Source organism: Methylobacterium sp. J-070 (assembly GCF_022829385.1).
Taxonomy (GTDB): Bacteria; Pseudomonadota; Alphaproteobacteria; order Rhizobiales; family Beijerinckiaceae; genus Methylobacterium.
In genome coordinates this window covers 20,775-46,886 of sequence record NZ_JAKSXX010000245.1, presented here as the reverse complement: position 1 = coordinate 46,886, position 26,112 = coordinate 20,775, and the positions used below count along the sequence as shown (strand labels likewise).

The following is a 26,112-nucleotide window of genomic DNA, read 5'->3' as shown; positions in this document are numbered from 1 at the left end:
CAGATTGACAAAGTACACAAGATCGCCATTCATGCACACAAACACGTGATTTCTTATCGCGTTGCACAATAATGAGCCGCCAGGGTGCGGCGCGGGAGAGCGCTATGACGCCAACACGTCGCTCGGTTGTTGCGGCCGCCCTTGCGGCGCCGGTGGTCCTGCGGTTCGGCCTCGGGACGGCCCAGGCGGCCACGACGCTGAAGCTTTCGCATCAGTTCCCGGGCGGCACGATCGATGAGGGCGACTTCCGGGATCGCATGTGCCGGAAGTTCGCCAAGACCGTGGGCGAGCGCTCGCAGGGGGCGATCGAGGTCCAGGTCTATCCCGGTTCCTCGCTGATGAAGACGAACGCCCAGTTCGGCGCCATGCGCAAGGGGGCGCTCGACCTGTCGCTCTACCCGAGCCCGTACGCGGGCGGCGAGGTGCCGGAGCTCAACATCGGCTTGATGCCGGCCCTGGTGACGTCCTACGCGCAGGCCGTGGCCTGGAAGAGCGCGCCGGTGGGCCGCAAGCTCGCCGAGATCCTCGACGCGAAGGGCATCATCCTGGTCTCCTGGGTTTGGCAGGCGGGCGGCGTCGCCAGCCGGGAGCGGCCGCTCGTCAGCCCGGCCGACGCCAAGGGCCTGAAGGTCCGCGGCGGCTCGCGCGAGATGGACATGATGATGAAGGAGGCGGGCGCCGCGACCCTGTCGATCCCGTCGAACGAATCCTACGCGGCGATGCAGACCGGCGCCTGCGACGCGGTGATCACCTCGTCCACCAGCCTCATCTCGTTCCGCCTGGAGGAGCTGGCCAAGGCGCTGACCTCCGGCCGGGAGCGGTCCTACTGGTTCATGCTCGAGCCGATCATGATGTCCAAGACGGTGTTCTCGGGCCTGCCGAAGGGCCAGCAGGACCTGATCATGGCGGTGGGTGCCGAGCTGGAAGCCTTCGGGCAGGCCGGCGCGAAGGAGGATGACACCCGGGTCGAGGCGATCTTCTCGAAGGCCGGCGCCAAGGTCTCCCAGCTGGACGAGAAATCGCTCGGCCAGTGGCGGGACCTCGCGCGGAATACCGCCTGGAAGGACTATGCCGGCAAGAACGCCAGCTGCGCGGAGCTGCTCAAGCTCGCCGAGCAGGTCGCGTGAGCCACGGTTTCGACGCGGCCACGGCGGCCGCCGAGACGCGGGCGGCCGACGAAGCCCGCCTGCCCGGCCTCCTGGGGATCCTCGACCGGGCGATGCGCCTCTTGAACCGGGTGATCCTGGCGGTCGGCGGCCTGTGCCTCGTGTCGGCCTGCCTGGTGCTGACCCACAGCGTCGTCGTCCGCTACCTCTTGAAGCAGCCGACCGATTGGCAGGACGAGATGGCGGTGTTCCTGATCATCGGGGCCACCTTCCTGTCGGCCGCCGGCGTGCAGGCGAAGCGTGGCCACGTGGCGATCGAGGCCCTCACCGGTCTGCTGTCCCCGACCGCCAACCGGGTCCGGCTGCTGCTGGCCGACGGCGTCAGCCTCGTCTTCTGCCTGTTCTTCGCCTGGAAGAGCTGGTCGCTCGACCACGAGGCCTGGGTCGATGGCCAGGTCTCGCAATCGACCTGGGGACCGCCGCTCTGGATTCCCTACACGCTCATGGCGCTTGGCATGAGTCTGCTGTGCCTGCAATTCGCCCTCCAGATCGCGGAGGCGCTGGCCTACGGGCCCCGGGCCGCCGGCTGGGCGAAGCCGAAGATCGGGCTCGGGGCCGACCTGAACCGCACGATCCAGCCCGAAGGTCCGGATCCGATGGGGCGGACGGTGACCGCGAAGGGCGAACGATGAGCACGGCCGCGATCGGGTTCCTGTACGCGGGGGCGACGCTCGGCGCGATGCTGTCGGGCATCCCCATCGCCTTCGCGCTGGGTTTCGTGGCGCTCGCCTTCATGGTGGCGTTCATGCCCGGCGCCTCGCTCGATACGGTGGCGCAGAACGTCTACGAGGAGATGGCCTCCATCACCCTGTTGTCGATCCCGCTCTTCATCCTCAAGGGCGCGGCCATCGGACGGTCGAGGGCGGGACAGGACCTCTACTCGGCCATGCACGCCTGGATGCACCGGATCCCCGGCGGCCTGGGCATCGCCAACGTCTTCGCCTGCGCGCTGTTCGCCGCCATGGCGGGGTCGAGCCCGGCGACCTGTTCGGCGATCGGCGCGGCCGGCATCCCGGAGATGCGCAAGCGCGGCTACTCGCCGGGCTTCGCGGCCGGGATCATCGCGGCCGGCGGCACCCTCGGAATCCTGCTGCCGCCCTCGATCACCATGATCCTCTACGCGGTGGCCGCCGAGCAGTCCCTGGGACGGCTGTTCCTCGCCGGAATCGGACCGGGGCTGCTGCTCGTCGGCCTGTTCGCCACCTGGTCGATCCTCCGCTTCCGCTCGGAATACGCGACCGCCAAGGCGATCCTCGAGCGCGGCGGCCCGGCCTCGCCGATCCTGGCGGACGACCAGTACAGCATGGCGCAGCGCTTCTCGACGCTGCCCCGGGTGCTGCCCTTCATCGTGCTGCTCACCGGCGTGATGGTGGCGCTCTACGGCGGCTACGCGACACCCTCCGAGACGGCGGGCCTTGGCGGCCTGCTGGCTCTGGCACTGATCGCCGCGATCTACGGCGTCTGGCGGTTCCGGGACGTCAGCCCGATCCTGACCGCGACGCTGCGGGAATCGACCATGCTGATGCTGATCATCGGCATGTCGCTGCTCTACGCCTACGTGATGAGCTACCTCCACATCTCGCAGGCGGCCGCGCAGGCGATCGTGGCGCTGGAGCTGTCCCGCTGGCTGCTGCTGGTGACGATCCTGGCCCTCGTCATCGTGCTCGGCTTCTTCCTGCCGCCGGTCTCGATCATCCTGATGACCGCGCCGATCATCCTGCCGCCGCTCCGGGCCGCCGGCTTCGACCTCGTGTGGTTCGGCGTGGTGATGACCATCACCATGGAGATGGGCCTGATCCACCCCCCGGTGGGCCTGAACATCTTCGTCATCAAGAACATCGCCCCCGACATCCCCCTCGCCGACATCATCTGGGGCACCCTGCCGTTCGTTCTGTTGATGGCGGTGGCGATCCTGATCCTGTGCCTCGTGCCGGGGATCGCGCTGTGGCTGCCGGATCTGCTACTGGCCACGACGCGGTAGGGGCGGGTTCCGACGGAGCGCGCGCCGCCGCTGCGGCCCGCGTCTCCAGGAACACCGATGAGCCTCGATTCCGTCCGGGCGTTCTTCTCCGCCCGAGCGCCCGACATCGCGGTCATCGAGCTCGAGACCAGCACGGCCACGGTCACGGAGGCCGCGGCGGGCCACGGCGTCGCGCCGGCCCAGATCGCCAAGACGCTCGCCATCCGCGTCGGCGACCAGAACGCCCTCGTGGTGACCCGCGGGGATGCGCGGCTGGACAACCGCAAGGCCAAGGCGGTGTTCGGCGGCAAGGTCCGGATGCTCGATCTCGCCGCGGTCGAGGCGATCACCGGCCACCCGGTCGGGGGCGTCTGCCCGTTCGGCCTGATCGCGCCGCTGCCGGTCTACTGCGACGTCTCGCTCAAGGCCTTCGCCGAAGTGGTGCCGGCGGCCGGCAGCCCGCGCAGCGCGGTCAAGATCGCGCCGGATCGCATGGCCGCCCTGGTCGACGCGACGTGGGTCGATGTCTGCCAGGAAGCGGCGTGAGCCCGGGGTTCAGCGCCCGCTCCAGTTGGGCGGGCGCTTGCCGAGGAACGCCTCCATGCCCTCGCGAAAATCCCCGCTCATGTAACACATGAGGATGAGGTCATCGCCCGGATGCGCCTCGCCCTCGGGCGGGGCGTCCTCCTCGGCGAGGCGCCGCAGCCCCTCCTTGGTCGCCTGCATGGTCAGCGGCGCGTGGCCGGCCAAGAGGTGCGCGAGGTTGTCGACCCGCTCGGTGAGGGCAGCGCGATCCTCGACCACCTCGCCGACGAGGCCGATGGCCAGCGCCTCCTCGGCCCCGACGAGGCGGGCCGTGAAGATGATGTCCTTGACCCGGGCCGGCCCGATCAGGCCGGAGAGCCGCTTGAGATTGCCCTGGCTCAGGCAGTTGCCCAGCGTCCGCGCGATCGGGAAGCCGAAGCGGGCATCCCGGGTGGCGACGCGCAGGTCGCAAGCCGCCGCGATGGCCGCGCCGCCGCCGGTGCAGGCGCCGGCGATCGCCGCGATGGTCGGCACGCGCAGCCGCTCCAGCGATCCGAGGACCCGGTCCATGAACCGCTCGTAGCCGAGGGCGTCCTCGGCGGTGTTGAAGCTGCGGAACTGACCGATGTCCGTGCCGGCCGCGAACGCCTTGTCGCCGGCGCCGGTGATGATCAGGGCCTTGACGGCCGGGTTGCCGGTGATCGCCTCGCAGCAGGTGATGAGGCCCTGGTACATCGCGAAGGTCATCGCGTTGCGGGCCTGGGGCCGGTTGAGGACGATGCGGGCGATGCCGGCCTCGTCCGTCGTGAACAGCAGCTCGTCGGTCGCGGGCGCGGCATTCATGGAACGGTCTCCGTTCGGCAGGGTCAGGCCAGGGTCAGGCCACGGTCTCGCGGACCACGCCCCGGGCGATCAGGCCGTCGACCTCGGCGGCCGAATAGCCGGCCTCGGCCAGGATCGCCCGGGAATGCTCGCCGAGCAACGGGGCCGGTCCGTGCACGCGTCCCGGCGTGTCGGAGAACTTCACCGGCAGCCCCAGCGTCTTCATCCGGCCGACCCGCGGGTGGTCCACCTCCACCACCATCTCGCGCGCCAGCGTCTGGGGATCCCGGTGCATGGCGTTGACGTCGAGCACCGGCCCGGCCGGGACTCCGCCCGCCTCCAGGCGCGTGAGCCATTCCGCGGAGCCGTGGGCCCTGAAGATCGGGGCGAGCGTCGCGGTGAGTTCGCGCCGGTTGGCCATCCGGTCGCGGTTGAGCGCGAAACGGGGATCCTCGGCGAGGGCCTCGGCGTCGATCGCCTTGAGCAGCCGCAGCCAGTTGGTCTGGTTGGCGGCGCCGATGGTGATCCAGCCGTCGGCGGTCTCGACCGCCTCGTAGGGCGCGTTCAGCGGATGCGCCGAGCCCATGGGCCCCGGGGCAATCCCGGTCGCCATCGCGATGGCCGATTGCCAATAGGTGTGGGTGATGCCGGCCTCGAAGAGCGAGGTATCGACCGCCTGCCCCTTCCCGGTCCGCAGGCGGTTGGCATAGGCCGCCAGGACGCCCATGGCGGCCAGGATGCCGGCGGTGATGTCGGTCACCGGCGGCCCGCACTTCATCGGCGGCCGGCCGGCCCCCTCCCCGGTCACCGACATGAGTCCGCTCATGCCCTGCGCGACGAGATCGAACCCGGCCCGGTCGGCGTAGGGCCCGGTCCGGCCGAAGCCGGAGAGGGAGCAGTAGACGAGCTCCGGAAATTCCTGCCGCAGCGTCTCGTAGCCGATCCCGAGGCGCTCCATCGTGCCGCCGCGGTAATTCTCGATCAGCGCGTCGGCGCCCTTGAGCAGGCGGCGCAGCACGGCCACGCCGTCCGGATCCTTGAGGTCGAGGCTGATGCCGCGCTTGCCGCGGTTCATCATCATGTAGGCGGCGCTCTCGCCCTCCAGGGCGGGCGGGACCGTGCGACGGGTGTCGTCCCCGTCCATCTTCTCGACCTTGATGACCTCCGCACCCATGTCGGCGAGCATCAGTCCGCAGACCGGCCCGGCCATGATGTGGGCCAGCTCGATCACCCGCATCCCGGCCAGCGGACCGGAGCGTTTCGTTGCGTCCGCCATAGCGCCCTATTCCCCGGCGGCGACGGTGGCGACAGGACCGACCGCCGGCGCGACCGGATCCACGAATTCCCGCTCGGGATGCATCGTGAAGGCCAGCCCGGCGCCGAGCAGGCACAGGCCGATCGAGCCGACGAACGGCAGGGTCCAGCTCCCCGTCAGGTCGACGATGACGCCGAAGACGATGGGCGAGACGATCGCCGCGATGGCCGAGCCGGTGTTCATCAATCCGCTGGCGGTGCCGGCATATTTCGGCGCGATGTCCATGGGCACCGACCAGATCGGCCCGATCACCAGTTCGGCGAAGAAGAAGCCCGAGGACAGGAGCAGCGCGACGTAGGTGAGGTCCCGGGTCATGAAGACCCCTGCGAGGCTCGCGGCCGCGCCCAGGAAGCCCACCACGATCACCGACAGCCGGGCCAGCTTCACGTTGCCGGTCCGGTGCAGGATGGCGTCGCTCATCATGCCGCCGACCGTGTCGCCCACGACGCCGGCGAAGAAGACGCCCGAGGCGAACAGAGCCGAGTTCTTCAGGTCGAGGCTGTAGTTCTCCTTGAAGAAGCTCGGCAGCCAGCCGAGGAACAGCCACAGGGTCCAGCCGTAGCAGAAATAGGTCACGCTCACCGGCAGCATGCGCCGGGTCAGGGCACCCCACGGCACGCTCTGCTTCGCGCCGACCTTCCGGGGCGGCGGCAGCGTGTCGAGCTCCGCGCGGGTGATCGCCGGGTGCTCGGAGGGGTCGTCGCGGAAGTACAGGTACCAGATCGCCACCCAGACGAAGCTGACCGCACCCAAAATCACGAAGCTGGTGCGCCAGCCGAAATGGTAGATCAGGAAGGCGACGATCGGCGGGGCGACCGCGTTGCCGAGGCGCGCGAAGGCGTGGGTGATGCCCTGCGCGAAGCCGCGCTTGCCCGGCGCCGTCCAGTTCTGCATGGCGCGGGTGGCGGTGGGGAAGGTCGCGCCCTCGCCGAAACCGAGCAGCACCCGGGCCAGGAACAGGCTGATCAAGCCGCCGACCATCCCGGTCAGGATCGTCGCCATCGCCCAGATCAAGCCGCAGGCGAGCAGGGTGCGCCGGGCACCGAACTTGTCGCCGACCGAGCCGCCGATCACCTGGAAGATCGCGTACGGGTAGGCGAAGGCCGACAGGATCAGGCCGAAATCCGTCTTCGACATCCCGAATTCGCGGATGATCTCCGCACCCGCGGTCGCGATGTTGACCCGGTCGAGATACGTGATGAAGTACATCACGCAAAGAAGGCCGAGCACGCCGTTCGTGGCGCTGAAGCGCTTCGCCATCGACCATTCCTCCACTCGAAGACGCCGCCTGGCGCGACTGTCCGGCGCCTCGACCGCAGGGCCGGGCACTCTTTCGTAATGCATTATTCAAACGCGTCCGGCGGGGGAACGCAACCGCAGATGTGCGTTCTACGTGCGAATTGGACCCGGCGATAGAACGCAGAACGGGGGCCGCGAGGGCCCCCGGTCGGCATTCGTCAAAGCGTCGAACGGCGGCGGCCGGGACCTTGGCGGGCTCAGACCGTCGCGGGCCGGAACTGTTCCGATCCGGCCTCCATGGTGCCGCCCAGCGCCTTGCCGCGCGGTCCGACCCAGCTCCCGACCCACTTGCGCTGCCAGAGAGCCAGGCAACCGAGCACGACCGCCGCGAAAGCCGCATAGCCGATGAAGCCCAGCGAGAACGAGCCGGTATACTGCTTCGACAGGCCCATGACGTTCGGCAGGATCGCGCCGCCCAGCGCACCGACCTCGCCGATCATCGAGCCGGCCACTGCGGTGTTGCTGGGCCAGCGCAGCGGGACCAGCTGGAACAGCGCGCCGTTGCCGGCGCCGAGCGCCGCGAAGCAGAGCATGAACAGGACCGTGGTGAGGGCGAGCGACGGCGTGGCCGTCAGAGACAGGAACGTCGCGATCGCCGCGAGCAGGACCACCGACAGCACCGCGATCCCGCCCATCCGGTCGGCGAAGTAGCCGCCGACGATCCGGATGCCCGAGCCCATGAACGCCGCCAGCATGGTCAGACGTCCGGCCTCGACCTTCGTCACGGCGAACTGCTCGTAGAAGAAGGTCGGCAGGAAGTTCGACAGGCCGACGAAGCCGCCGAAGGTGATCACGTAGATCAGCGAGAACGCCCATCCGTCCTTGGTGAACAGGCAGGAGATGTGCTCCTTGAACGACTGGTGCTCGCAGTCCGGGGGCTCCTTGGCCAGCACGATCATGACCGCGAGCGGCAGGAGCATCACCACGCCGGCGAAGGCATAGGTGGTCTGCCAGCCGTAGGCCTGCGCCAGCGGCGGCGCGAACAGGACGGCGAGCACCGTGCCGGAATTGCCGGCGCCGGCGATGCCCATGGCCAGCCCCTTGTGCTCCGGCGGAAACCAGCCCGAGCCCAGCGACAGCGCGACACCGAACGAGGCGCCGGCAATGCCGAGCAGCACGCCCATGGCGAGCACCTCGTTGTACGAGGAGACGAACAGGTATCCGTAGGCCATCGCCAGAATGATCACGCTCATCTCGGTGATCGCGGCGTTCTTCCGGCCGATGTACTGAGCGAGGATCCCGAGCGGGAAGCGCATGAGCGCGCCCGCGAGGATCGGCAGCGAGATCATGAACCCGGTCTGGGCCGGGGTGAGCTTGTAGGTCTCGGTGATGAACGGGCCCATGGCGCCGTTCAGAACCCAGATGGCGAAGCAGAAATCGAAGTACAGGAACGCGGCGAACAGCGTCGGGGGGTGACCCGACTTCATCACGGTCTTGAAGCTGGCCATAGTTCTGGTGCTCGTCTCAAGGGGCGAACCGTCACGCGGTCGCTCATGCCGGGGATCCGGACTCACACCGTCCGCTGTTTGGAGCGCCGTTGCTCCGCCGCCGCGCCGGGCGCGGCTGCCGGTGCAATGCAGCAAGCGTGCCACGCCCCGGAATCGCGGAATGCCGGAGTTGCGTATGATCGGCCGCGGGATTCCGGAGGGTCGGCGGCGGCGGCGGCGGCCGCGCGGCGCGGCGGCAGGCCCGGCGCTGCCGCCGATCGAGGCAGCCCTGCCGAGCAAACGGGCGGCGGAGCACGGGCCACCCGGATCGGCGGACCGCGGCGCCGAAGTCATTGCTGCAAGGGGGCAACACACGCGGGCAGAAAGCGTCCGCGACACGCTGTAATGCGCCTCCGAAAGGGTCGGCAACTTGGCGGCAAAGCGCGATATTTGCTAAGCCGCGGGATGAGCTGAGCCTTGTTATCGTGCTGGCCCGCTCGACAGCGCGCCGTCGCGAGTCCCGGCGTTGCCTCCCGAGGAAATTCGAACCATGTCCGCCCCGACGATCCATCGCCTTCTCCTGGCCGGCCTGACCGTCCTGGCCCTTGCCACGAGCGCGCACGCCCAGGGCCGCGGCCCGGTCGGCGATGCGGGCATCGACGGGTTCGGCGACGACGGGCAACTCTACCAGGATCAGAACGGCGCCTATTATGTCCGGCGCGGCGGCCGCTACCTGCCCTATGCCGGGCGGACCGACTTCGTGCGCCCCGCGCCGCAATCCCCGGCCGCGTCGCGCCCGGTGGCGCCGCCCCCGCCGGAGCCCGCCGCGCTCTACGAGGACCCGACCGTGCCGGCCCGTCCCGGCGCCGTTCCGCCGGCCGAGGGCCTGTCCCCGGTCGAGGCCGCCAAGGCGAAGGCCGTTCTCCGCGCGCCCGACAACGAGCCGATCGACTACGCCAGGGCCTACGGCCCGGTGTCGGACGACGTGTTCCCGATCCAGGCGTTCAATTACAAGAAGATGAACCCCGCCTTCCTCCGTCAGGAGATCGCCTACAACGGCCCCTACGAGCCCGGGACCATCATCGTCGACCCGCGGGCGCATCAGCTCACGCTGGTAGAGCAGAACGGCCGCGCCCGCCGCTACGGCGTGGGCGTCGGCAAGCAGGGTTTCTCGTGGTCGGGGACCGCCACCGTCAATTCCAAGCAGGCGTGGCCGGACTGGTATCCGCCCAAGGAGATGATCGCGCGCAGCCCGAAGCTCGCGAGCGAGGTCGACAAGCTGCAGAGCGGTCTCGGCGTCGCCGGCGGCCTGCGCAACCCCCTCGGCGCCCGGGCCATGTACCTCTGGCAGGGCAACAAGGACACGCTGTTCCGCATCCACGGCACCCTCGAGCCGTTCTCGATCGGCAAGAGCGTCTCCTCGGGCTGCATCCGGATGATCAATCAGGACGCGATCGACCTGTTCAGCCGCGTCAACGTCGGCAGCAAGGTGGTCGTGCTGAACTGAGGCGCGCGGACGCGGCGGCCCGCCGCGTCAGCCCTGTCCGCGGCGGTGCTCGCCGAGGATCCGCCGGACGGTCCCGGCTTCCGACCGGTAAACCAGCGTCTCGGTCTGGATCCGGTCGGGCCTGAAGCGCACGCCGCGCAGGAGTGCGCCGTCGGTGACGCCCGTCGCGGCCACGATCACATCGCCGCTGGCGAGGTCGGTGAGGTCGTATTTCCGGTCGCGATCCGCGATGCCCATCTCGGCGGCCCTGCGGCGGCGCTCCGCCGTGTCGAGGATCAGGCGGCCCTGCATCTGGCCGCCGATGCACCGCATGGCGGCGGCGGCGAGGACGCCTTCGGGCGCGGCCCCGGTCCCGAGATACAGGTCAATCCCGGTCTCCTCCGGGCTGGCGGTGAAGATGATGCCGGCGATGTCACCGTCCGAGATCAGGCGGACGGCGGCACCCGCGGCCCGGACCTCGGCGACCAGGGCCGCGTGCCGCGGGCGATCCAGGATCAGCGCGGTGATCTGGTGCGGCGCGACGCCCTTGGCGCGGGCGATCGCCAGGATGTTGTCGGTCGGGCTCGCGTCGAGATCGACCAGGCCGGGCGGGTAGCCGGGCCCGATGGCGATCTTCTGCATGTAGACGTCGGGCGCCGCCAGCAGGGAGCCGCGCTCGGCCATCGCCATCACCGCGATGGCGCCGGGGAGATCCTTGGCGCAGAGTGTCGTGCCCTCGAGGGGATCGACCGCGATGTCGACCTCGGGCCCCTCGCCCTGCCCGAGCTTCTCCCCGATGAACAGCATCGGCGCCTGATCGCGCTCGCCCTCGCCGATCACCACGGTGCCCTGGATCGGCAGGGCATTGAGTTCGTCGCGCATGGCATCGACCGCAGCCTGATCGGCGGCCTTCTCGTCGCCCTTGCCGCGCAACCGCGCGGCCGCGATGGCGGCGCGTTCCGTCACGCGCGCGAGTTCGAGAGCGAGCGTGCGCGGGACCCCGCGCTGCGCAGACCTTGGGGCGTCAGCCATCGTTTCCTGCCTCTGTCCGGGTCCGATCTTGCAGTCGGATCACGGTTTGAACGCCGTCGCGGGACGGACGTTCAGCCTACGCCCCGCGCGTCGAGGCCCAATACCATAGGTTAAACTTTAGGCAGACCCGCTTCAGCGGATCAACGCTCCGGCCGTCCCGCGCTCGGCCGATCTCATCATTCGCGCTCGATCCGGATGAGCTGCGGCGGCTCCGCCAGCAGGCCGTCGGCGTCGATGGCATCGAGGGCGGCCCGGATGCTGCCCTCGGTGGCCGCGTAGGTGATCAGCACCAGCGGCACGGGACGACCGGACCGGCCGCGCGGATCGGTTTCCGCGCCCTCGGTGCGGCGCTGGAGGATGCTCTCCAGGGAAATCTCGCGCTCGGCCATGCGCTGCGCGACGCCCGCCGCGACGCCGGGACGGTCGTGGACGGTGAGGCGGATGTAGTAGCCGCCCTCGTGACGCTGCATCTCGACGCGCTCGCTGGGGCGCATCGCGCGCGCCGGCACGCCGAAGGTGGCGCGCACGATTCCGCGGGCGAGGTCGGCGATGTCGGCCACCACCGCGGAGGCCGTCGCCTCACCGCCGGCGCCGGGTCCGATGAGGGTCAGCTCGCCGACCGCGTCCGCGTCGATGGTGACGGCGTTGGTCACCCCCATGACCTGCGCGATCGCGGAGGATTTCGGCACCATCGTCGGATGGACCCGCTGCTCGATGCCGGCCTCGGCCGCCTGCGCGACCCCAAGGAGCTTGATCCGGTAGCCGAGCTCGTCCGCCATCCGCAGGTCGAGGGGCTGCACCCGGGAGATGCCCTCCACCGACACGCCGTCGGCGTCGATGGCGGTGCCGAAGGCGAGGCTGGTGAGGATCGCGAGCTTGTGGGCGGTGTCGAAGCCCTCGACGTCGAAGGTCGGGTCCGCCTCGGCGTAGCCGAGCGCCTGCGCATCCTTGAGGCATGCCTCGAAGGTCAGGCCCTCGCGCTCCATGCGGCTCAGGATGTAGTTGCAGGTGCCGTTCAGGATTCCGTAGATGCGGGCGACCTGGTTGCCGGGCAGCCCCTCGCGCAGGGTCTTGATCACCGGGATCCCGCCCGCCACCGCCGCCTCGAAGGCGAGCGCGACGCCCTCCGCCTCGGCCAGCGCCGCGAGCGCCGCGCCGTGGCGCGCGAGGAGCGCCTTGTTGGCGGTGACGACCGGCTTGCCGGCCTGGAGCGCCGCCTCGACCACCGCCTTGGCCGGGCCCTCGGCGCCGCCGATCAGCTCGACCACGCAGTCGACGTCCCCGGACCGCGCCAGGGCCACCGGATCGTCGAACCACGCTGCGCCCGAAAGATCGACGCCACGGTCGCGGCCGCGGTCGCGCGACGAGACCGCGGCGACGCGGATGTCGAGGCCGGCCGCGGCGAACGCCGCGCGGCGGCGCTCGACCATCCGGACGACGGACGCGCCGACGGTGCCGAGCCCGGCGATCCCGAGGCGAAAGCTCACTGTCATGACCCCTTCCGTGCCCGGACGACCGCGATGGACCGAGCGCCCGGTGCGGCGCACTTCTGCAAGAAATCCGCTTTGCCCGCAAGGAATCCACCCGAAGCCACGGCGCCGCTCACCCGGCGATCGCGCGATGGCGGATCGCGGTCGCCAGCAGGGCGTAGAGCACGGCGGCGTTCAGGACGTGCCAGAGCGGGTGCGTACCGGTCGGCACGATGGAGCAGGCCGCGTGGTCGGCGGTCCGTGCGACGAACGACACGAGGAACACGAGCCCCACGACGGCGAGCCGTCGACCGGTGCCGACGAAGCGCTCCTCCCGCCGACCCGCCGCCGCCCAGGCGACGCCGAACAGCGCGAGCAGGGGCGGCACATAGGCGATCGAGCCGTTTGTCAGGTTCGCCACGTCCTGTCCGGTCAGTGAATCGAGCATCGGCGTGAGGGCGAAGCTGAACAGGACGAAACCGACGGTCGCTGCGGCGACGCGGACCGGCGCGAGGCGCAGGAACCGGTGCAGCGCCAGCGCGAGATACCCGTAGATGAACAGCGCGATCGGGATCACGTCGGCGAGCATCGACCAGTAGACCGCGAGGGTATGGAACAGGAAGGATCCGATCCCCACGACGGCGATCAGCCCGGAGAGGGCGAGGCAGGCTTGGTCCCGGGGCTCGGCCCGGCTCGCCCGTCGCGCCGCCGCGGCGGCGGCCAGCAGGAATCCGGCATTGGACAAAGCGTTGGCCGGTTCGGCCCAGAATTCGGGGCCGCCACGCTCGCAATAGTCCCGCAACGGCTCGAACCAGTCCATGCTCCGACCCTAGATCCCCGACCTTGCGCCGGGATGGCCTTGTCAGGGCCCGGCGAAGCGCGGATGACGGCGCGGCGGCGACCGGAAGCGAGGCGATGAGGATCACGACCTGGAACGTCAATTCCATCAAGCAGCGGCTGCCGCATCTCCTGGGCTTCCTGGAAGAGGCGCGGCCCGACGTCGTCTGCCTTCAGGAGCTGAAATGCCAGGACGAGGCGTTCCCCGGCAGCGAGGTCGAGGCGGCGGGCTACGCGGTCGAGACCCTCGGACAGAAGGCCTACAACGGTGTGGCGCTCCTCGTCCGGAAGCCGCTCGTGATGTCGGAGATCCGGCGCGGCCTGCCCGGCGACGCGGAGGATGTCCAGGCCCGGTACGTCGAGGCGCTGGTCTCCGGCGCGGAGACCGCACCCGTGCGCGTCGCGTCCATCTATCTGCCGAACGGCAATCCGGTGGACAGCCCGAAATACCCCTACAAACTGGCCTTCATGGAGCGGCTGCGGCTGCACGCCCGGGCGCTGATGGCCGACGAGATCGCGGTGGTGCTGGCGGGCGACTACAACGTCATCCCCGAGCCCGCCGACGCGGCCGATCCGGAGGCCTGGCGGTCCGACGCGCTCTTCCTGCCCGGCAGCCGGGCCGCCTTCCGGGCGCTCCTCGCCGAGGGCTACACCGACGCCCTCCGCGCCTGCGATCCCCGCGACGGGCTGTACACCTTCTGGGACTATCAGGCCGGATGCTGGCAGCGGAACTTCGGCATCCGCATCGACCACCTGCTGCTCTCGCCGCAAGCGAGCGACCGTCTGGTCTCGGCCTCGGTGCAGAAGCACCTGCGCGGCCTCGACAAGCCGTCGGACCACGTCCCGGTGACCGCGGAACTCACGGCGGGCTGAGGCGTCGCCCTGTCCCCAAGGCGCGGATGGAGGGACGACCCTCCGCCGCGTCCTCGCACCCATGGAGTGACTTTTGATCGTCTACGGTACCGGCTACTCGCCCTTCGTCCGCAAGGTCCTGGTGTCCCTGGTCGAGAAGGACGTGCCCTACGAGCACAGGCCGGTGATGTTCCACGCGCCCGATCCGGACTTCCAGGCCGCCAGCCCCCTCGGAAAGATCCCCGCCATCGAGGACGACGGCTTCAGGCTCGCCGATTCCAGCGCGATCCTCTGGTATCTCGAGCGCAAGCACCCGAACCCGGCTCTCGCTCCAGCCGATCCGCAGGCGCTCGGCCGCGCGACCTGGTTCGACAAGTTCGGCGATACCGAGCTTTTCCCGAAGCTGATCGTGCCGTTCGTCGAGCGGGTCCTGAAGCCCAACATGATGGGCCAGCCCACCGACGAGGCCGCGGTGAGCCGGGCGCTCGACAAGGACCTGCCGCCGCTCTTCGACTATCTGGAGAGTCAGATCTCCGGGGCGTACCTCGCGGGCGAGGCGTTCAGCATCGCCGACATCTCGATCACCACCGGCTTCTTCAACTTCCGGGTGGCAGGCGCGGCCATCGACGCCCAGCGGTGGCCGAAACTGGCGACCTACATCGCCGAGACGATGGAGCGCCCGTCGTTCAGGGCCGCCCAGGATGCCAAGAAGGGTTGATCCGGCCCACGGTCAGCCAGCCCTCACCGCCGCTTGCGGATCGAGCCCACCGTCTGGAGCTGGGTCTGCGCCTCGGTGCGGTCGTCGTCGTTGGCGGCCGCCCAGTTCTTGTCGTAGAGGGATACGATCCAGTCGTCCTTGCGGCTATCGGCGCCCTCCCGCGCGAGGGAGAGCCACATCAGGCCCTTCACGCGCTGGATCGGGATGCCCCCGAGACCGTTGATCAGCATGTCGCCCAGCAGCGCCTGGGCGGGATGGTGACCCTTCTCGGCGGCGAGGTTGAACCAGCGCGCCGCCTGCCGCGGATCGGACTCGACGCCGGTGCCGTCGAGGTAGAGCCGGGCCAGGTTGTACTGCGCGTTGGGGTCGCCGTAATACGACGCCGCGTAGTTGAACATGTCGTAGGCGCGCTCGGGGTTCGGGCGGACGTAGGTGCCCTTGATCCCCTCCAGGAAGTAGGTGCCGAGGGCCGTGAAGGCGCTGCCCAGGACGGCGGAATTCTGCGGATCGGGCCCGTCGTCGGTGCTGGCATCGGCGATCCGGGAGAAGAACTCGAACGCCTTGAGGTCGTCATGGGGCACGCCGTCGCCCTCGGCGTACATGCGGCCGAGCTTCCACAGGGCCAGGGCGTGACCCTGGCCGGCGGCGTATTCCAGGGCGCGCGCCGCACCCTGCTTGTCGCCGGCATTGTACTCGCGCACGCCGGCCCGGAGCGCATCCTTGGCCGAGCGGTAGCCCTTGTCCGCCACCGGGACCTGGACCGGCATGCGGATGCTGGCGTCGAGCGCGCGGGGCGCGGCCGTCGGCACCGCGAGCAGCGCCAGGGCCCAGGTCGCAACGGCGATCCTGCCGAGAGACCGGAACCGGCCGGGATCGGCCCCGGCCGGCCGCCGGGGCCGGCTGAGGTCAGTCCTAGACGTCCGCATAGCTCTGCGTCTCCTTGGCACCTCCGGGGTGCGTGACGGCGCCGTAAAGCGCCGGGCCGACGCCCTGCGCGTATTTCCAGAGGTAGCCAGACGTCGCCGTGTGGGCCCGCGGGGTCCAGGCCTTCCGCCGCTCGTCGAGTTCCGCATCCGAGAGGGCGACGTTCAGCGTGCCCTGGATCGCGTCGAGGGTGATCACGTCGCCGTCGCGGAGCAGTCCGATCGGACCGCCGACGGCCGCCTCGGGCCCGACGTGGCCGACGCAGAACCCCCGGGTCGCACCCGAGAAGCGCCCGTCCGTGATCAGCGCCACCTTGTCGCCCATGCCCTGGCCGTAGAGGGCCGCGGTGGTGGACAGCATCTCGCGCATGCCGGGTCCCCCGCGCGGTCCCTCGTAGCGGATGACCAGGACGTCGCCCTCCTTGTAGGCGCGCGTCTGCACGGCCTCGAAGCAGGCCTCCTCGCCGTCGAAGACCCGGGCCGGCCCGGTGAAGACCTGCTTCTCGGCCGGGATGCCCGCGACCTTCACGATCGCCCCCTCGGGCGCGAGATTGCCCTTCAGGCCGACGACGCCGCCGGTCGGGGTGATCGGCCGGTTGGCCGGATAGACCACGTCCTGATCCGGGTTCCACGTCACCCGGTCCATGTTCTCCGCGATGGTGCGGCCGGTGACCGTCAGGCAGTCGCCGTGCATGAAGCCATGGTCGAGGAGCGTCTTCATCAGCAGCGGGATGCCGCCGACCTCGAACATGTCCTTGGCGACGTAGCGGCCGCCGGGCTTCAGGTCGGCGATGTAGGGCGTACGCCGGAAGATCTCGGCCACGTCGAACAGGGTGAATTCGATCCCGCACTCGTGCGCGATGGCGGGCAGGTGGAGCGCCGCGTTGGTCGAGCCGCCAGAGGCCGCGACGACGGTGGCGGCGTTCTCCAGGGCCTTGCGGGTGACGATGTCGCGCGGGCGGATCCGCTTCTCCAGCAGCTCCATCACCTTCTCGCCGGCGGTGGCGCAGAACTTGTCCCGGATCTCGTAGGGCGCCGGGGCACCGGCCGAATAGGGCAGCGCCAGGCCGATCGCCTCGGAGACGGTCGCCATGGTGTTGGCGGTGAACTGCGCGCCGCAGGCGCCGGCCGACGGGCAGGCGACCTGCTCCAGCTCGTCGAGATCCTCCAGGCTCATGTCGCCGACCGCAACCTTGCCCACCGCCTCGAACAGGTCCTGGACGGTCACCGGCTTGCCGCGGAACGAGCCGGGCAGGATCGAGCCGCCGTAGATGAAGATCGACGGCACGTTGAGGCGCACCATCGCCATCATCATCCCGGGCAGAGACTTGTCGCAGCCGGCCAGACCCACGAGGGCATCGTAGGCGTGGCCGCGCATGGTCAGCTCGACCGAGTCGGCGATGACCTCGCGCGAGGGCAGCGACGCGCGCATGCCGCCATGGCCCATGGCGATGCCGTCCGTGACCGTGATGGTGCAGAACTCGCGCGGCGTGCCGTGGGCGGCGGCGACGCCCTTCTTCACGGCCTGCGCCTGGCGCATCAGCGAGATGTTGCAGGGCGCGGCCTCGTTCCAGCAGGAGGCAACGCCGACCAGCGGCTGATGGATCTGCTCGCGAGTCAGGCCCATGGCGTACAGATAGGAGCGATGCGGGGCCCGATCCGGTCCCTCGGTGACGTGGCGGCTCGGCAGCTTCGACTTGTCGTTCAAACCCGTCACCATGACCTCAGACCCAGCCTTCGCAAAGCCGATCCCGAGCGTACGATAAACCGCGGCGCGTCGCCGTCCGCGATGCGCCGGGTCAAGCCGTCCGCGTGCTCGGAAAGTCCCCGTTTACGAACGGTAAAGCGTTGTTGAGACTGCCGTTTACCGCGGATGTTGAGGTGGGCCCCGACTATGGCGGGATCGCGGCGTTTACGGGCGGGTCTCGGGGCGGACCCGGGATCGTTTTACGGTGTTGCGACCCCGCCACAGCCACGCTTGAGCGGATTTCGGGCGCGCGTATCCGGTAAAGGATCGTCATGTCCAAATAGGCGTGCGCCCTGCCCGACCCACGTCTTCCGCTTGATCCGGCAGGATGAGCGCTTCCGGGGCCGATCGGACGACGCTGGGCCGATCCTGGGGATGTCACCGCTCACCTTGCCGCAGCCATGGGTGCTGCCGGCAGAACCCGAGCGGGTCTTCCGAAGATCGTTCCGGATCCGCGTCGGCTGCGGCCGGCTCAGGTCGATGGTGCGTCGCGATCCGCCAGGACCGGCGCCGTCGGCGCGGCCTCGAGGGCGCGGTCGCTCTCGTCCTTGAGGGCCACACCGGTCAGACCAAGGCTGAGGGCGCGGGTCAGCAGCCAAGCCAGCCTGAAGGCGGCCAGGTCGTGCGGCAGTCCCGCGGCGCGCACGTTCGAGATGCAGTTCCGCTCGGCGTCCGACCGGCCGGGCCGCGGCCCGAAGGTCAGGTAGATCCCGAGGCTGTCGGGCGAGGACAGGCCCGGCCGCTCGCCGATCAGGACCGCGACGGCCCGCGCCCCCAGCGCCTCCCCGATCTCGTCGCCCAGCGCCACCCGCGCCTGCCGGGCGATGACCACGGGGGCAAGCCGCCAGGCCGCACGCTCCGCGAGCGGACCAAAGGCCGCCAGCAACGGGGCCGCGTTCGCGTGCACCGCCCGAGCCGACAGGCCGTCGGCCACCACGATCGCGAGGTCGGAGGCTCGCTTGGGCCCCTTGAGCGCCGCGCGATCAGCGGGGTCGAGCCGGCGCCCGAGGTCCGGCCGGCGCAGGTAGGCGGCCCTGTCGGGTGCCCGCGAGGCGACCGACAGCGTCGGGAAGCCGAGCGCCGCGATGTCGCGCGCCAGTGCCTCGGAGTCGAGGGGCGCATGGACCGCGTCGCGGGCCTGCGCGTGATCCAGGCCGAACCGCAGCACCTCCCGGGTGGGCAGCCCGCTCCCGGCGCGGCCGAGCCCGATCCGCGCCGGGGTCAGGGCGGCGAGCCGTGCCCAGATTGCGGCGTTGTCGCTCATGCGGCGAGGTCCGGCGCGGCCGACAGGAGCGGAGTTTCCGCGCCCTGGATCAGCATCCCCGCGGCGTCGGTGAGGCCGATAGTGTGCAGCCACGCCTCGAATTCGGGGGCCCGCGTCAGGCCGAGCACCTCGCGCAGGTAGAGGGAATCGTGGAACGAGGTGGATTGGTAGTTCAGCATCACGTCGTCGGCCCCGGGCACCCCCATGATGTAGGTGCAGCCGGCCGCCCCGAGGAGCGTCAGCAGGGTGTCCATGTCGTCCTGGTCGGCCTCGGCGTGGTTCGTGTAGCAGACGTCGACGCCGAGGGGCACGCCTATCAGCTTGCCGCAGAAATGGTCCTCCAGGCCGGCCCGGATGATCTCCTTGCCGTCGTAGAGGTATTCCGGGCCGATGAAGCCCACGACGGTGTTCACTAAGAGCGGCCGGTAGACCCGGGCCACCGCGTAGGCCCGCGCCTCCAGCGTCTGCTGGTCGATGCCGTGATGCGCGTCCGCCGAGAGCGCGGAACCCTGCCCGGTCTCGAAATACATGCAGTTGTCGCCCAGCGTTCCGCGCTTCAGCGACCGGGCCGCCTCGTGGGCCTCCGTCAGCAGCGGGAGCGTCACGCCGAAGCTGGCATTGGCCTTCTCGGTACCGGCGATCGACTGGAAGACCAGATCGACCGGAAGCCCCCGCTCCATGGCCGCCAGGGTCGTGGTCACGTGCGTGAGCACGCAGGCCTGGGTGGGGATCGCGTGACGCTGGATCATGGCGTCGAGGAGCTGGAGCAGATCGCCGATCGCCTGGACGGAATCCGAGGCGGGGTTGATGCCGATCACCGCATCGCCGCAGCCCAGGGCGAGCCCGTCGAGGATCGCCGCCGTGATGCCCCTCGCGTCGTCGGTCGGGTGGTTCGGCTGGAGCCGCACCGCCAGCGTCCCCGGGAGGCCGATCGTGTTGCGGAAGCGGGTGACAACCCGGCACTTGCGCGCCACCGAGATCAGGTCCTGGTTGCGCATGATCTTGGAGACCGCCGCCACGATCTCGGGCGTGAGGCCGGGGGCGATCCGCGCGAGGGTCTCCGGCGTGGCGGTGAGCAGGAACTCACGGAAATCGCCCACCGTCAGGTGGCCGATCTCGGCGAAGGCCGCGGCGTCGTGCGTATCCAGGATCAGGCGGGTGACGTCGTCGGTCTCGTAGGGGATCAGCGGCCGCGCGAGGATGTCGGCGAGCGGCACCGCGGCGAGGCACCAGCGCGCGGCGGCGTTCTCCTCCGCGGAATCCGCCGCGACGCCGGCGAGCCGGTCGCCGGAGCGGATCGGCGTCGCCTTGGCCATCAGCGCGGCGAGGTCGGCGAAGACGTGCGTGCGTGGGCCGACGACGTGACGGTAGGCCATGCGGACTCCCCGAGGACAGGATCACCCGATCACAGGATAGGGCGGTCCGACGCCGATGTCCGCTCAGGCCGCGCCGGCATGCGGTGCCGGGATCTCGGTCGAGATCGCCTCCACGGTGCGCGGCATCGGGCTGCCCTGCCCGTCCGTGCGCTGGATCCGCACCTGCTGATTGACCGGCTGCATGTTGCCGAAGGGCGTCGAGAACGCGATCTCGGCGGCGTCACGCCCGACGCCGATCCGGACCAGACCGTCGAGATCGGCCTGGCGGGTCGCATCGAACAGCCACCACCGGCCATCGAGATAGGCCTCGAACACCGCGTGGAAGTCGCTCGGCACGAGTCCGTGGGCGTAGCAGCTCACGAACCGCGCCGGGATCCCGAGCGCCCGGCAGAACGCCGTGCCGATATGCGCGAAGTCGCGGCAGACGCCGGCCCGCTTCAGGAGCGACTCGTCCGCGGTGGTCTCACCGTCGCTGGTGCCGGGCTGGTAGGTGATGTGGTCGTGGATCCAATTGCAGATCTGGTTCACGCGGGCGTGGCCCTTGGGCAGGGCGCCGAACTCGGCCTGCGCGAACGGTGTCAGCCGGTCGGACGACACGAACCGGCTCGGCAGCAGGAACGGCAGAATATCGAGCGGCAGTTGGCCGATGGGGGTCTCGCCGATCGTCGACGGGTCGGCGCGGTGGACGGTGAGGTCGACCTCCGCGTTGTATTCGAGGGCGAACTGCCCCATCGGCACGTTGACGCCGATATACCGGTTCAGCAGGTCGGGCGTGGTGTAAAGATCGCGCTTCAGGTTCGGCGTCAGCGTGAGGCTCTCGCTCAGGATCTCGACGCTGCGCAGCTTCGCCACCTCCATGTTGAAGATGAAGGTCGTGTCCGAGAGGATGTTGTAGGAAAGGCTGCAACCAAGCGTGTAGCGCATCGGATCTCCTTGCCGGTCGGGGGCGATCGGCCGACCAAGCAAGCTGCGCGCCCGATCGCCGGTTCAGCCTGTGGGTGTGTTCGTCGGCGCGCCCGCGATCGCACGGCGGTCGAAAGCCGTCGAGCTTCCGACCCCGCCTCATCCCGAGGCGCGGGTCGCCGGATCCGGATCGGCGGGGCCGTCAGGCGCGCGGCCCGGCGGGTCTCGGCAGCAGCAGCACGGTGAGCGAGCGCACGCCCTGGGCTCCGTGGATCAGGACCCCCTCGATGTCGGCGGTGGCCGAGGGGCCGGTGTGCAGAACCGCGTAGGCCGCGCGGCCGAATTCGGGCCGGCGATAGGCCGCCTGGACGTTCGGCAGAATGTCGGCCGGGTCGAGCAGCACGACGAGGTGCTGGGCGAGATAGCCCACGGCGTTCACGATCAGCTCGCCCTCCGTGAACAGGACCGAGCCCGTCTCGGCGATGCCGAACACCGCGCGGACCACCGCCACGTCGACGTCCTCGACATCCTGCGGAGAGCGCACCGCGCGCAGGTCGCGATTGCCCGTGAGTTCCGGCACCGCGGAGGCGATGACGGACGCGGCATCGAGCCGCTCGCGCACGCCCGCGAAGACGTCCCCGGCACCGGGCTCGGCGATCCGGCCGCCCATGCGCTTCAGCCGCTCGCCGAACTCCGCCACGAGGTCGTCGCCGACGAGCGGCGGGAAGAGCGGAACCTCCGGCAGCGGAAAGTCGCCCGCCGGCCGGTTGGTGCGGATCTCGGCCAGGATCGCGTCGCGGGCGCTCACGGCCGCGTGCCCTTCATGCGGTTCTGCTTGTACCAGGCGTGGAAGGTCTGGCGCGGCGCCTCGGGCATCTCGCGCTTCTTCCCCCAGGTGTTCAGCGGGTTGTAGACGGCGAAGCGGGGCAGGACCTTCAGGGCGGAATCGGCCGCCCCGATGGCGGCCCGATAGGCGGCCGGGCGGGACAGGACCGCACCGGCGGCCTTCATCATCCCCTGCTTGAGCGCCGGGATCTGATGCTCCTCGACCAGCACCTTGCGCCACGCGAAGATCTGCTCGTGGATGTTGATCTTCACCGGGCAGACGTTGGTGCACGAGCCGTTCATCGTCGAAGAGAACGGCAGGGTCGAGTATTTCCGCTTGTTGAAGGTCGGGTCGATGATCAGGCCGATCGGTCCCGAATAGGTGGCGCCGTAGGAGAGGCCGCCCGAGCGTCGGTAGACTGGGCAGGTGTTCATGCAGGCGCCGCAGCGGATGCACTTCAGCGAGGTCCAGAACTCCTCCATGCCGAGCCGGGCCGAGCGACCGTTGTCGACCAGCACGTAGTGCATCTCGCAGCCGTTCCGCGGCTTGGTGAAATGCGAGGTGTACTGGGTGATCGGGGAGCCCAGCGCCGAACGCGACAGCAGGCGGATGAAGACCCCGAGATGCTCGACCTTCGGGATGACCTTCTCGATGCCGATCGAGTGGATCTGCAGCGGCGGGACGTTCCCGGACAGGTCGGCATTGCCCTCGTTGGTGCAGGTCACCACCGTGCCGGTCTCCGCGATGGCGAAGTTGCAGCCGGTCATGCCGGCATCGGCCTTCAGGATGTAGGGCCGCGTCGTCTCGCGCTGGCTCTCGGCGAGGTAGTGGGCATCGTCGTTGTCCGGATCGGTCCCGAGGGTCCTCGAGAAGACCTCGGCGACGTCCATCCGGGTCTTGTGGACCGCCGGCGCGACGACGTGGCTCGGTTCCTCGTTGTCGAGCTGCTGGATCCGCTCGCCGAGGTCGGTCTCGATGATCTCGATGCCGTTGGCCGCCATGTGGTGGCGGAAGCCGCACTCCTCGGTGAGCATCGATTTCGACTTCACGAGGGTGGTGGCCCCGTGGCGGCGCAGGATCTCCAGCACGATACGGTTGTGGTCGGCGCCATCCTTCGCCCAGTGGACCTGGACGCCGTTGGCCTTCGCGGCCGCCTCGAACTGCTCGAGATAGCGGTCGAGCTGGCTCAGGGTATGGGTCTTGATCTGCGAGGCGAGCTCCCGCAGCTCCTCCCATTCGGGGATGCCGTGGGCCGAGGCGTCGCGCTTCTTGCGCAGGTCCCACAACCGCTCGTCATGGGCCGCCTGATGCAGGGGGGCCGCCAGGAAGCGCTCGGCGGCCTCCGCCTGATCGATCGGCCGGTCGCCGCGGATCTTGGCGCCCCGCGGCTGCTTCTCGCGGACCTGCGGCGCGCGGATCGGCTTGGAGGCGGCCTCGGCGTGCTGGAGGCGGCCGCCATCCTGCCCGCGCTCGCTCTCGTCGTGGCCGGCGCGCACCTCCGGGTGGATGACGCCCTCGCGCTCGCGGGGATTGAGATCCTCGGCGCTCATGCGGCGGCTCCGTTCAGCACCTGCGCGATGTGGATGTACTTGAGCGGCACGCCGAGGCGCTCGGCGCAGCCCTTCTGGTGCATCAGGCAGGAGGAATCCGCCGAGACGACGTATTCGGCGCCCGCCCGGTTCTGATCGGCGACCTTGTCGTAGCCCATCTTGGCCGAGACCGCCGGCTCGAACACCGAGAACGTGCCGCCGAACCCGCAGCACTCGTCGGGCCGCGCGAGGTCCACCAGCTCGACGCCGTTCACCAGGCGCAGCAGGTCGAGGGGCTTCGAATAGTAGGGCGCCACCAGCTCCGACGGCCGCGCGTGGTGGATGCCGCGCAGCGCGTTGCAGTTGGTGTGATAGGCGACCTTGTGGGGAAAGCGCGCCCACGGCAGCGCCTCGACCTTCAGGACGTCGTGCAGGAACTCCACGAGCTCGTAGGTGCTCGACCGGACGCGCCTGACCTCGTCGGTCTGCGGAATCGCGGTCAGGTGCTCGCGGACCTGATGCACGCAGGACCCCGAAGGCGCGACGACGTAGTCGAACCCGGAGAAGTTCTTGACGAACAGCGCCTCGGTGGCCGCCGCCTCGGCGTGGCAACCGGTGTTGGTCATCGGCTGGCCGCAGCAGGTCTGGTCGTAGGGGTATTCCACCGTGCAGCCGAGCCGCTCCAGCAGCTCGAGGGTCGCGATCCCGACCTCCGGTTCGAAGGCGTCGACGTAGCACGGCACGAACAGGCCGATCCGCATGGTCCGGAACCCCCCTGGATCGACCGCTCCTCGCTCTGGAACGGTTCGAGACTGCCCCAGGGTCTACCGGATGAGATTGGTCTTGGCGAGATCGAGGACTGCGTCACCGCGCCCGTCCATGACCGCCCGCAGGACGTAGAGGCTGAAGCCCTTGACCTGCTGCCCGTCGATCTTCGGCGGCATCGACAGCTCGTTGCGGGCGGTGCGCACGTCGAGGAGCGAGGGTCCGTCGAAGGCCAGGAACTCGCGCACCGCCGCCGGCAGCTCGGCGGGGTCCTCGACCCGCAGGGCGAAGATGCCGGCCGCCCGCGACATCGCCGCGAAGTCCGGATTGTCGAGCGCCACGCCGGTCTCGAGGTAGCCGGCGGCCTTCATCTCCAGCTCGACGAATCCGAGGGTGCCGTTGTTGAACACCACGACCTTGAGAGGGAGCCGGTGCTGCCGCAAGGTCAGGAAGTCGCCCATCAGCATGGCGAAGCCGCCGTCGCCGCAGAGCGCGATCACCTGTCGATCGGGCTGCGCCGCCTGCGCGCCGATGCCGTGCGAGAGGGCGTTGGCCATCGAGCCGTGCACCCAGGAGCCGAGCAGCCGCCGCTTTCCGTTCATCGCCAGATAGCGCGCCGCCCAGATCGTCGGCGTGCCGACATCGGCGGTGAACACCGCGTCCTCCGAGGCCGCCTCGCTGATCGTGCGGGCGAGGTATTGCGGATGCAGCGGGCCGCCCGGCTTCCCGGTGGCGAGTTCGTCGAGGCCCGACCGGGCCTTCGCGTAGTGCCGCAGGCTGGCGTCCAGGAACGCGCGGTCGACCTTGGGTTTCAGCCGGGGCAGCAGGGCCCGCAGGGTCGCGCCCACGTCCCCCACCAGACCGAGCTGGATCCGGCAGCGGCGGCCCAGTTCGGACGGGCGCAGATCGACCTGCGCGATCTGCGCGTCCTGCGGATAGAACTGCTTGTAGGGGAAGCCGGTCCCGAGCATCAGCAGGGTGTCGCAGGCCATCATCGCCGCGTAGCCCGACGAGAAGCCGATCAGGCCCGTCATCCCGACATCGTAGGGGTTGTCGAACTCGACGAACTCCTTGCCGCCGAGGGCGTGCACGATCGGGCTCTTGAGCGCGTCCGCGAGTTGCAGCAGCTCGGAATGGGCGCCCGCGCAGCCGCGCCCGCACAGCAGCGTGACCCGCTTTCCGGCGTTGAGCAGGGCCGCGAGGGCGTCGAGCTCCGGGTCCGCCGGACGCACCACCGGCTTGGCCGGAATCAATCCCGGGCGGGGCGTCAGGGGACGCTTCGGCGCGTCCCGCAGGGCGACATCCCCCGGGATGACGATCACCGCGACGCCGCCCTCCCCCACGGCGGCGCGGATCGCGTTCTCCAGGATGAACGGCATCTGCGCGGGGTCGGAGACCATCTCGCAATAGTGGCTGCACTCGCGGAACAGCGCGGTCGGGTTCGTCTCCTGGAAGTAGCCCGAGCCGATCTCCGGCGACGGGATGTGGGCGGCGATCGCCAGGACCGGGGTCCGGCTGCGATGCGCGTCGTAGAGCCCGTTGATCAGGTGCAGGTTGCCCGGCCCGCAGGATCCGGCGCAGACGGCGAGGCGACCGGTGGCCTGCGCCTCCCCCGAGGCTGCGAAGGCGGCGGCTTCCTCGTGGCGGGTGTGGATCCAGTCGATGCGGCCCCTCGCCCGCAGCGCCTCGGTGATGCCGTTCAGGCTGTCGCCGACGACACCGTAGATGCGGGCGACACCGGCCTCCTGAAGGGTTTCGGCGACGACGTCGGCGACGTTGCTGGTGCGCATGATGCGGCTCCGCGGTGGCCTGGACTGGGGTCCGCCCTCGCCAGCCGAAACAGGCGACGCGGACGTGTGTTCCAAGGATCG

General features: G+C 69.9%; 23 protein-coding genes. 7 read left to right on the top strand and 16 right to left on the bottom strand.

Features of this window, described 5'->3' with window-relative positions:
* Positions 1–104: 104 nt before the first annotated feature.
* From dctP to MKL01_RS28220, 4 genes are read left to right on the top strand one after another with little or no spacing between them, the layout of a single operon-like run.
* Positions 105–1,127 carry a TRAP transporter substrate-binding protein DctP gene (gene dctP, locus MKL01_RS28235; RefSeq protein WP_243908496.1) on the top strand — a complete coding sequence of 341 codons (1,023 nt, stop codon included), beginning with the start codon at positions 105–107 and terminating at the stop codon, positions 1,125–1,127.
* Entirely contained in the window at positions 1,124–1,798 is a 675-nt protein-coding gene (locus MKL01_RS28230) for a TRAP transporter small permease (protein WP_243908495.1), read from the top strand. The genes dctP and MKL01_RS28230 overlap by 4 nt, the downstream gene beginning before the upstream one ends.
* Positions 1,795–3,147, top strand: a complete 1,353-nt coding sequence (locus MKL01_RS28225; protein ID WP_243908494.1) for a TRAP transporter large permease — start codon at positions 1,795–1,797, stop codon at positions 3,145–3,147. The genes MKL01_RS28230 and MKL01_RS28225 overlap by 4 nt, the downstream gene beginning before the upstream one ends.
* A gap of 57 nt (positions 3,148–3,204) precedes the next feature.
* Positions 3,205–3,672, top strand: a complete 468-nt coding sequence (locus MKL01_RS28220) for a YbaK/EbsC family protein (protein ID WP_243908493.1) — start codon at positions 3,205–3,207, stop codon at positions 3,670–3,672.
* 9 nt (positions 3,673–3,681) lie between these two features.
* Here the strand turns inward: MKL01_RS28220 and MKL01_RS28215 are convergent, their stop codons facing one another.
* From MKL01_RS28215 to MKL01_RS28200, 4 genes are all read right to left on the bottom strand, one after another.
* Positions 3,682–4,494 carry an enoyl-CoA hydratase/isomerase family protein gene (locus MKL01_RS28215; RefSeq protein ID WP_243908492.1) on the bottom strand — a complete coding sequence of 271 codons (813 nt, stop codon included), beginning with the start codon at positions 4,492–4,494 and terminating at the stop codon, positions 3,682–3,684.
* A gap of 34 nt (positions 4,495–4,528) precedes the next feature.
* Positions 4,529–5,749: a CaiB/BaiF CoA transferase family protein gene (locus MKL01_RS28210; protein WP_243908491.1), complete on the bottom strand. Its 1,221-nt coding sequence runs from the start codon at positions 5,747–5,749 to the stop codon at positions 4,529–4,531.
* Positions 5,750–5,755: 6 nt separating this feature from the next.
* Positions 5,756–7,048 (bottom strand): MFS transporter, encoded by a 1,293-nt coding sequence (locus MKL01_RS28205; protein ID WP_243908490.1) that lies wholly within the window; start codon positions 7,046–7,048, stop codon positions 5,756–5,758.
* Positions 7,049–7,284: 236 nt separating this feature from the next.
* Complete coding sequence (locus MKL01_RS28200) at positions 7,285–8,535, bottom strand: nitrate/nitrite transporter (protein ID WP_243908489.1); 1,251 nt, start codon at positions 8,533–8,535, stop codon at positions 7,285–7,287.
* A gap of 529 nt (positions 8,536–9,064) precedes the next feature.
* Between MKL01_RS28200 and MKL01_RS28195 the strand changes: the two genes are divergently transcribed.
* On the top strand, positions 9,065–10,021 hold the full coding sequence (locus tag MKL01_RS28195) for a L,D-transpeptidase (protein WP_243908488.1): 957 nt from the start codon (positions 9,065–9,067) through the stop codon (positions 10,019–10,021).
* Positions 10,022–10,048: 27 nt separating this feature from the next.
* Here the strand turns inward: MKL01_RS28195 and glpX are convergent, their stop codons facing one another.
* From glpX to MKL01_RS28180, 3 genes are all read right to left on the bottom strand, one after another.
* Positions 10,049–11,032 (bottom strand): class II fructose-bisphosphatase, encoded by a 984-nt coding sequence (glpX, locus tag MKL01_RS28190; RefSeq protein ID WP_243908487.1) that lies wholly within the window; start codon positions 11,030–11,032, stop codon positions 10,049–10,051.
* 176 nt (positions 11,033–11,208) lie between these two features.
* Positions 11,209–12,525, bottom strand: coding sequence for a homoserine dehydrogenase (locus MKL01_RS28185; RefSeq protein WP_243908486.1), 1,317 nt, complete (start codon positions 12,523–12,525; stop codon positions 11,209–11,211).
* Between the two features lie 109 nt (positions 12,526–12,634).
* Positions 12,635–13,321: a ceramidase domain-containing protein gene (locus MKL01_RS28180; RefSeq protein WP_243908485.1), complete on the bottom strand. Its 687-nt coding sequence runs from the start codon at positions 13,319–13,321 to the stop codon at positions 12,635–12,637.
* A gap of 95 nt (positions 13,322–13,416) precedes the next feature.
* Between MKL01_RS28180 and xth the strand changes: the two genes are divergently transcribed.
* Complete coding sequence (gene xth, locus MKL01_RS28175; RefSeq protein ID WP_243908484.1) at positions 13,417–14,211, top strand: exodeoxyribonuclease III; 795 nt, start codon at positions 13,417–13,419, stop codon at positions 14,209–14,211.
* Positions 14,212–14,284: 73 nt separating this feature from the next.
* Positions 14,285–14,908 (top strand): glutathione S-transferase family protein, encoded by a 624-nt coding sequence (locus MKL01_RS28170; protein ID WP_243908483.1) that lies wholly within the window; start codon positions 14,285–14,287, stop codon positions 14,906–14,908.
* A 23-nt stretch (positions 14,909–14,931) separates the two neighbouring features.
* Here the strand turns inward: MKL01_RS28170 and MKL01_RS28165 are convergent, their stop codons facing one another.
* From MKL01_RS28165 to poxB, 9 genes are all read right to left on the bottom strand, one after another.
* Entirely contained in the window at positions 14,932–15,834 is a 903-nt protein-coding gene (locus MKL01_RS28165) for a tetratricopeptide repeat protein (RefSeq protein WP_243908482.1), read from the bottom strand.
* Positions 15,821–17,551 (bottom strand): dihydroxy-acid dehydratase, encoded by a 1,731-nt coding sequence (gene ilvD / locus MKL01_RS28160; RefSeq protein WP_243908481.1) that lies wholly within the window; start codon positions 17,549–17,551, stop codon positions 15,821–15,823. Before ilvD ends, MKL01_RS28165 begins: the two co-directional genes overlap by 14 nt.
* Positions 17,552–18,050: 499 nt before the next feature.
* Positions 18,051–18,842 carry an ethanolamine ammonia-lyase subunit EutC gene (gene eutC / locus MKL01_RS28155; protein WP_243908480.1) on the bottom strand — a complete coding sequence of 264 codons (792 nt, stop codon included), beginning with the start codon at positions 18,840–18,842 and terminating at the stop codon, positions 18,051–18,053.
* Positions 18,839–20,218 (bottom strand): ethanolamine ammonia-lyase subunit EutB, encoded by a 1,380-nt coding sequence (locus MKL01_RS28150; protein WP_243908479.1) that lies wholly within the window; start codon positions 20,216–20,218, stop codon positions 18,839–18,841. The genes eutC and MKL01_RS28150 overlap by 4 nt, the downstream gene beginning before the upstream one ends.
* A gap of 63 nt (positions 20,219–20,281) precedes the next feature.
* Positions 20,282–21,142 carry a transglutaminase-like domain-containing protein gene (locus tag MKL01_RS28145; RefSeq protein ID WP_243908478.1) on the bottom strand — a complete coding sequence of 287 codons (861 nt, stop codon included), beginning with the start codon at positions 21,140–21,142 and terminating at the stop codon, positions 20,282–20,284.
* Positions 21,143–21,323: 181 nt separating this feature from the next.
* Positions 21,324–21,929, bottom strand: a complete 606-nt coding sequence (locus MKL01_RS28140; RefSeq protein ID WP_243908477.1) for a lactate utilization protein C — start codon at positions 21,927–21,929, stop codon at positions 21,324–21,326.
* Positions 21,926–23,497, bottom strand: coding sequence for a lactate utilization protein B (locus MKL01_RS28135; RefSeq protein WP_243908476.1), 1,572 nt, complete (start codon positions 23,495–23,497; stop codon positions 21,926–21,928). Before MKL01_RS28135 ends, MKL01_RS28140 begins: the two co-directional genes overlap by 4 nt.
* Positions 23,494–24,237 carry a (Fe-S)-binding protein gene (locus MKL01_RS28130; protein ID WP_243908475.1) on the bottom strand — a complete coding sequence of 248 codons (744 nt, stop codon included), beginning with the start codon at positions 24,235–24,237 and terminating at the stop codon, positions 23,494–23,496. The genes MKL01_RS28135 and MKL01_RS28130 overlap by 4 nt, the downstream gene beginning before the upstream one ends.
* A gap of 63 nt (positions 24,238–24,300) precedes the next feature.
* Positions 24,301–26,031: a ubiquinone-dependent pyruvate dehydrogenase gene (poxB, locus tag MKL01_RS28125; protein WP_243908474.1), complete on the bottom strand. Its 1,731-nt coding sequence runs from the start codon at positions 26,029–26,031 to the stop codon at positions 24,301–24,303.
* Between the last annotated feature and the right edge of the window lie 81 nt (positions 26,032–26,112).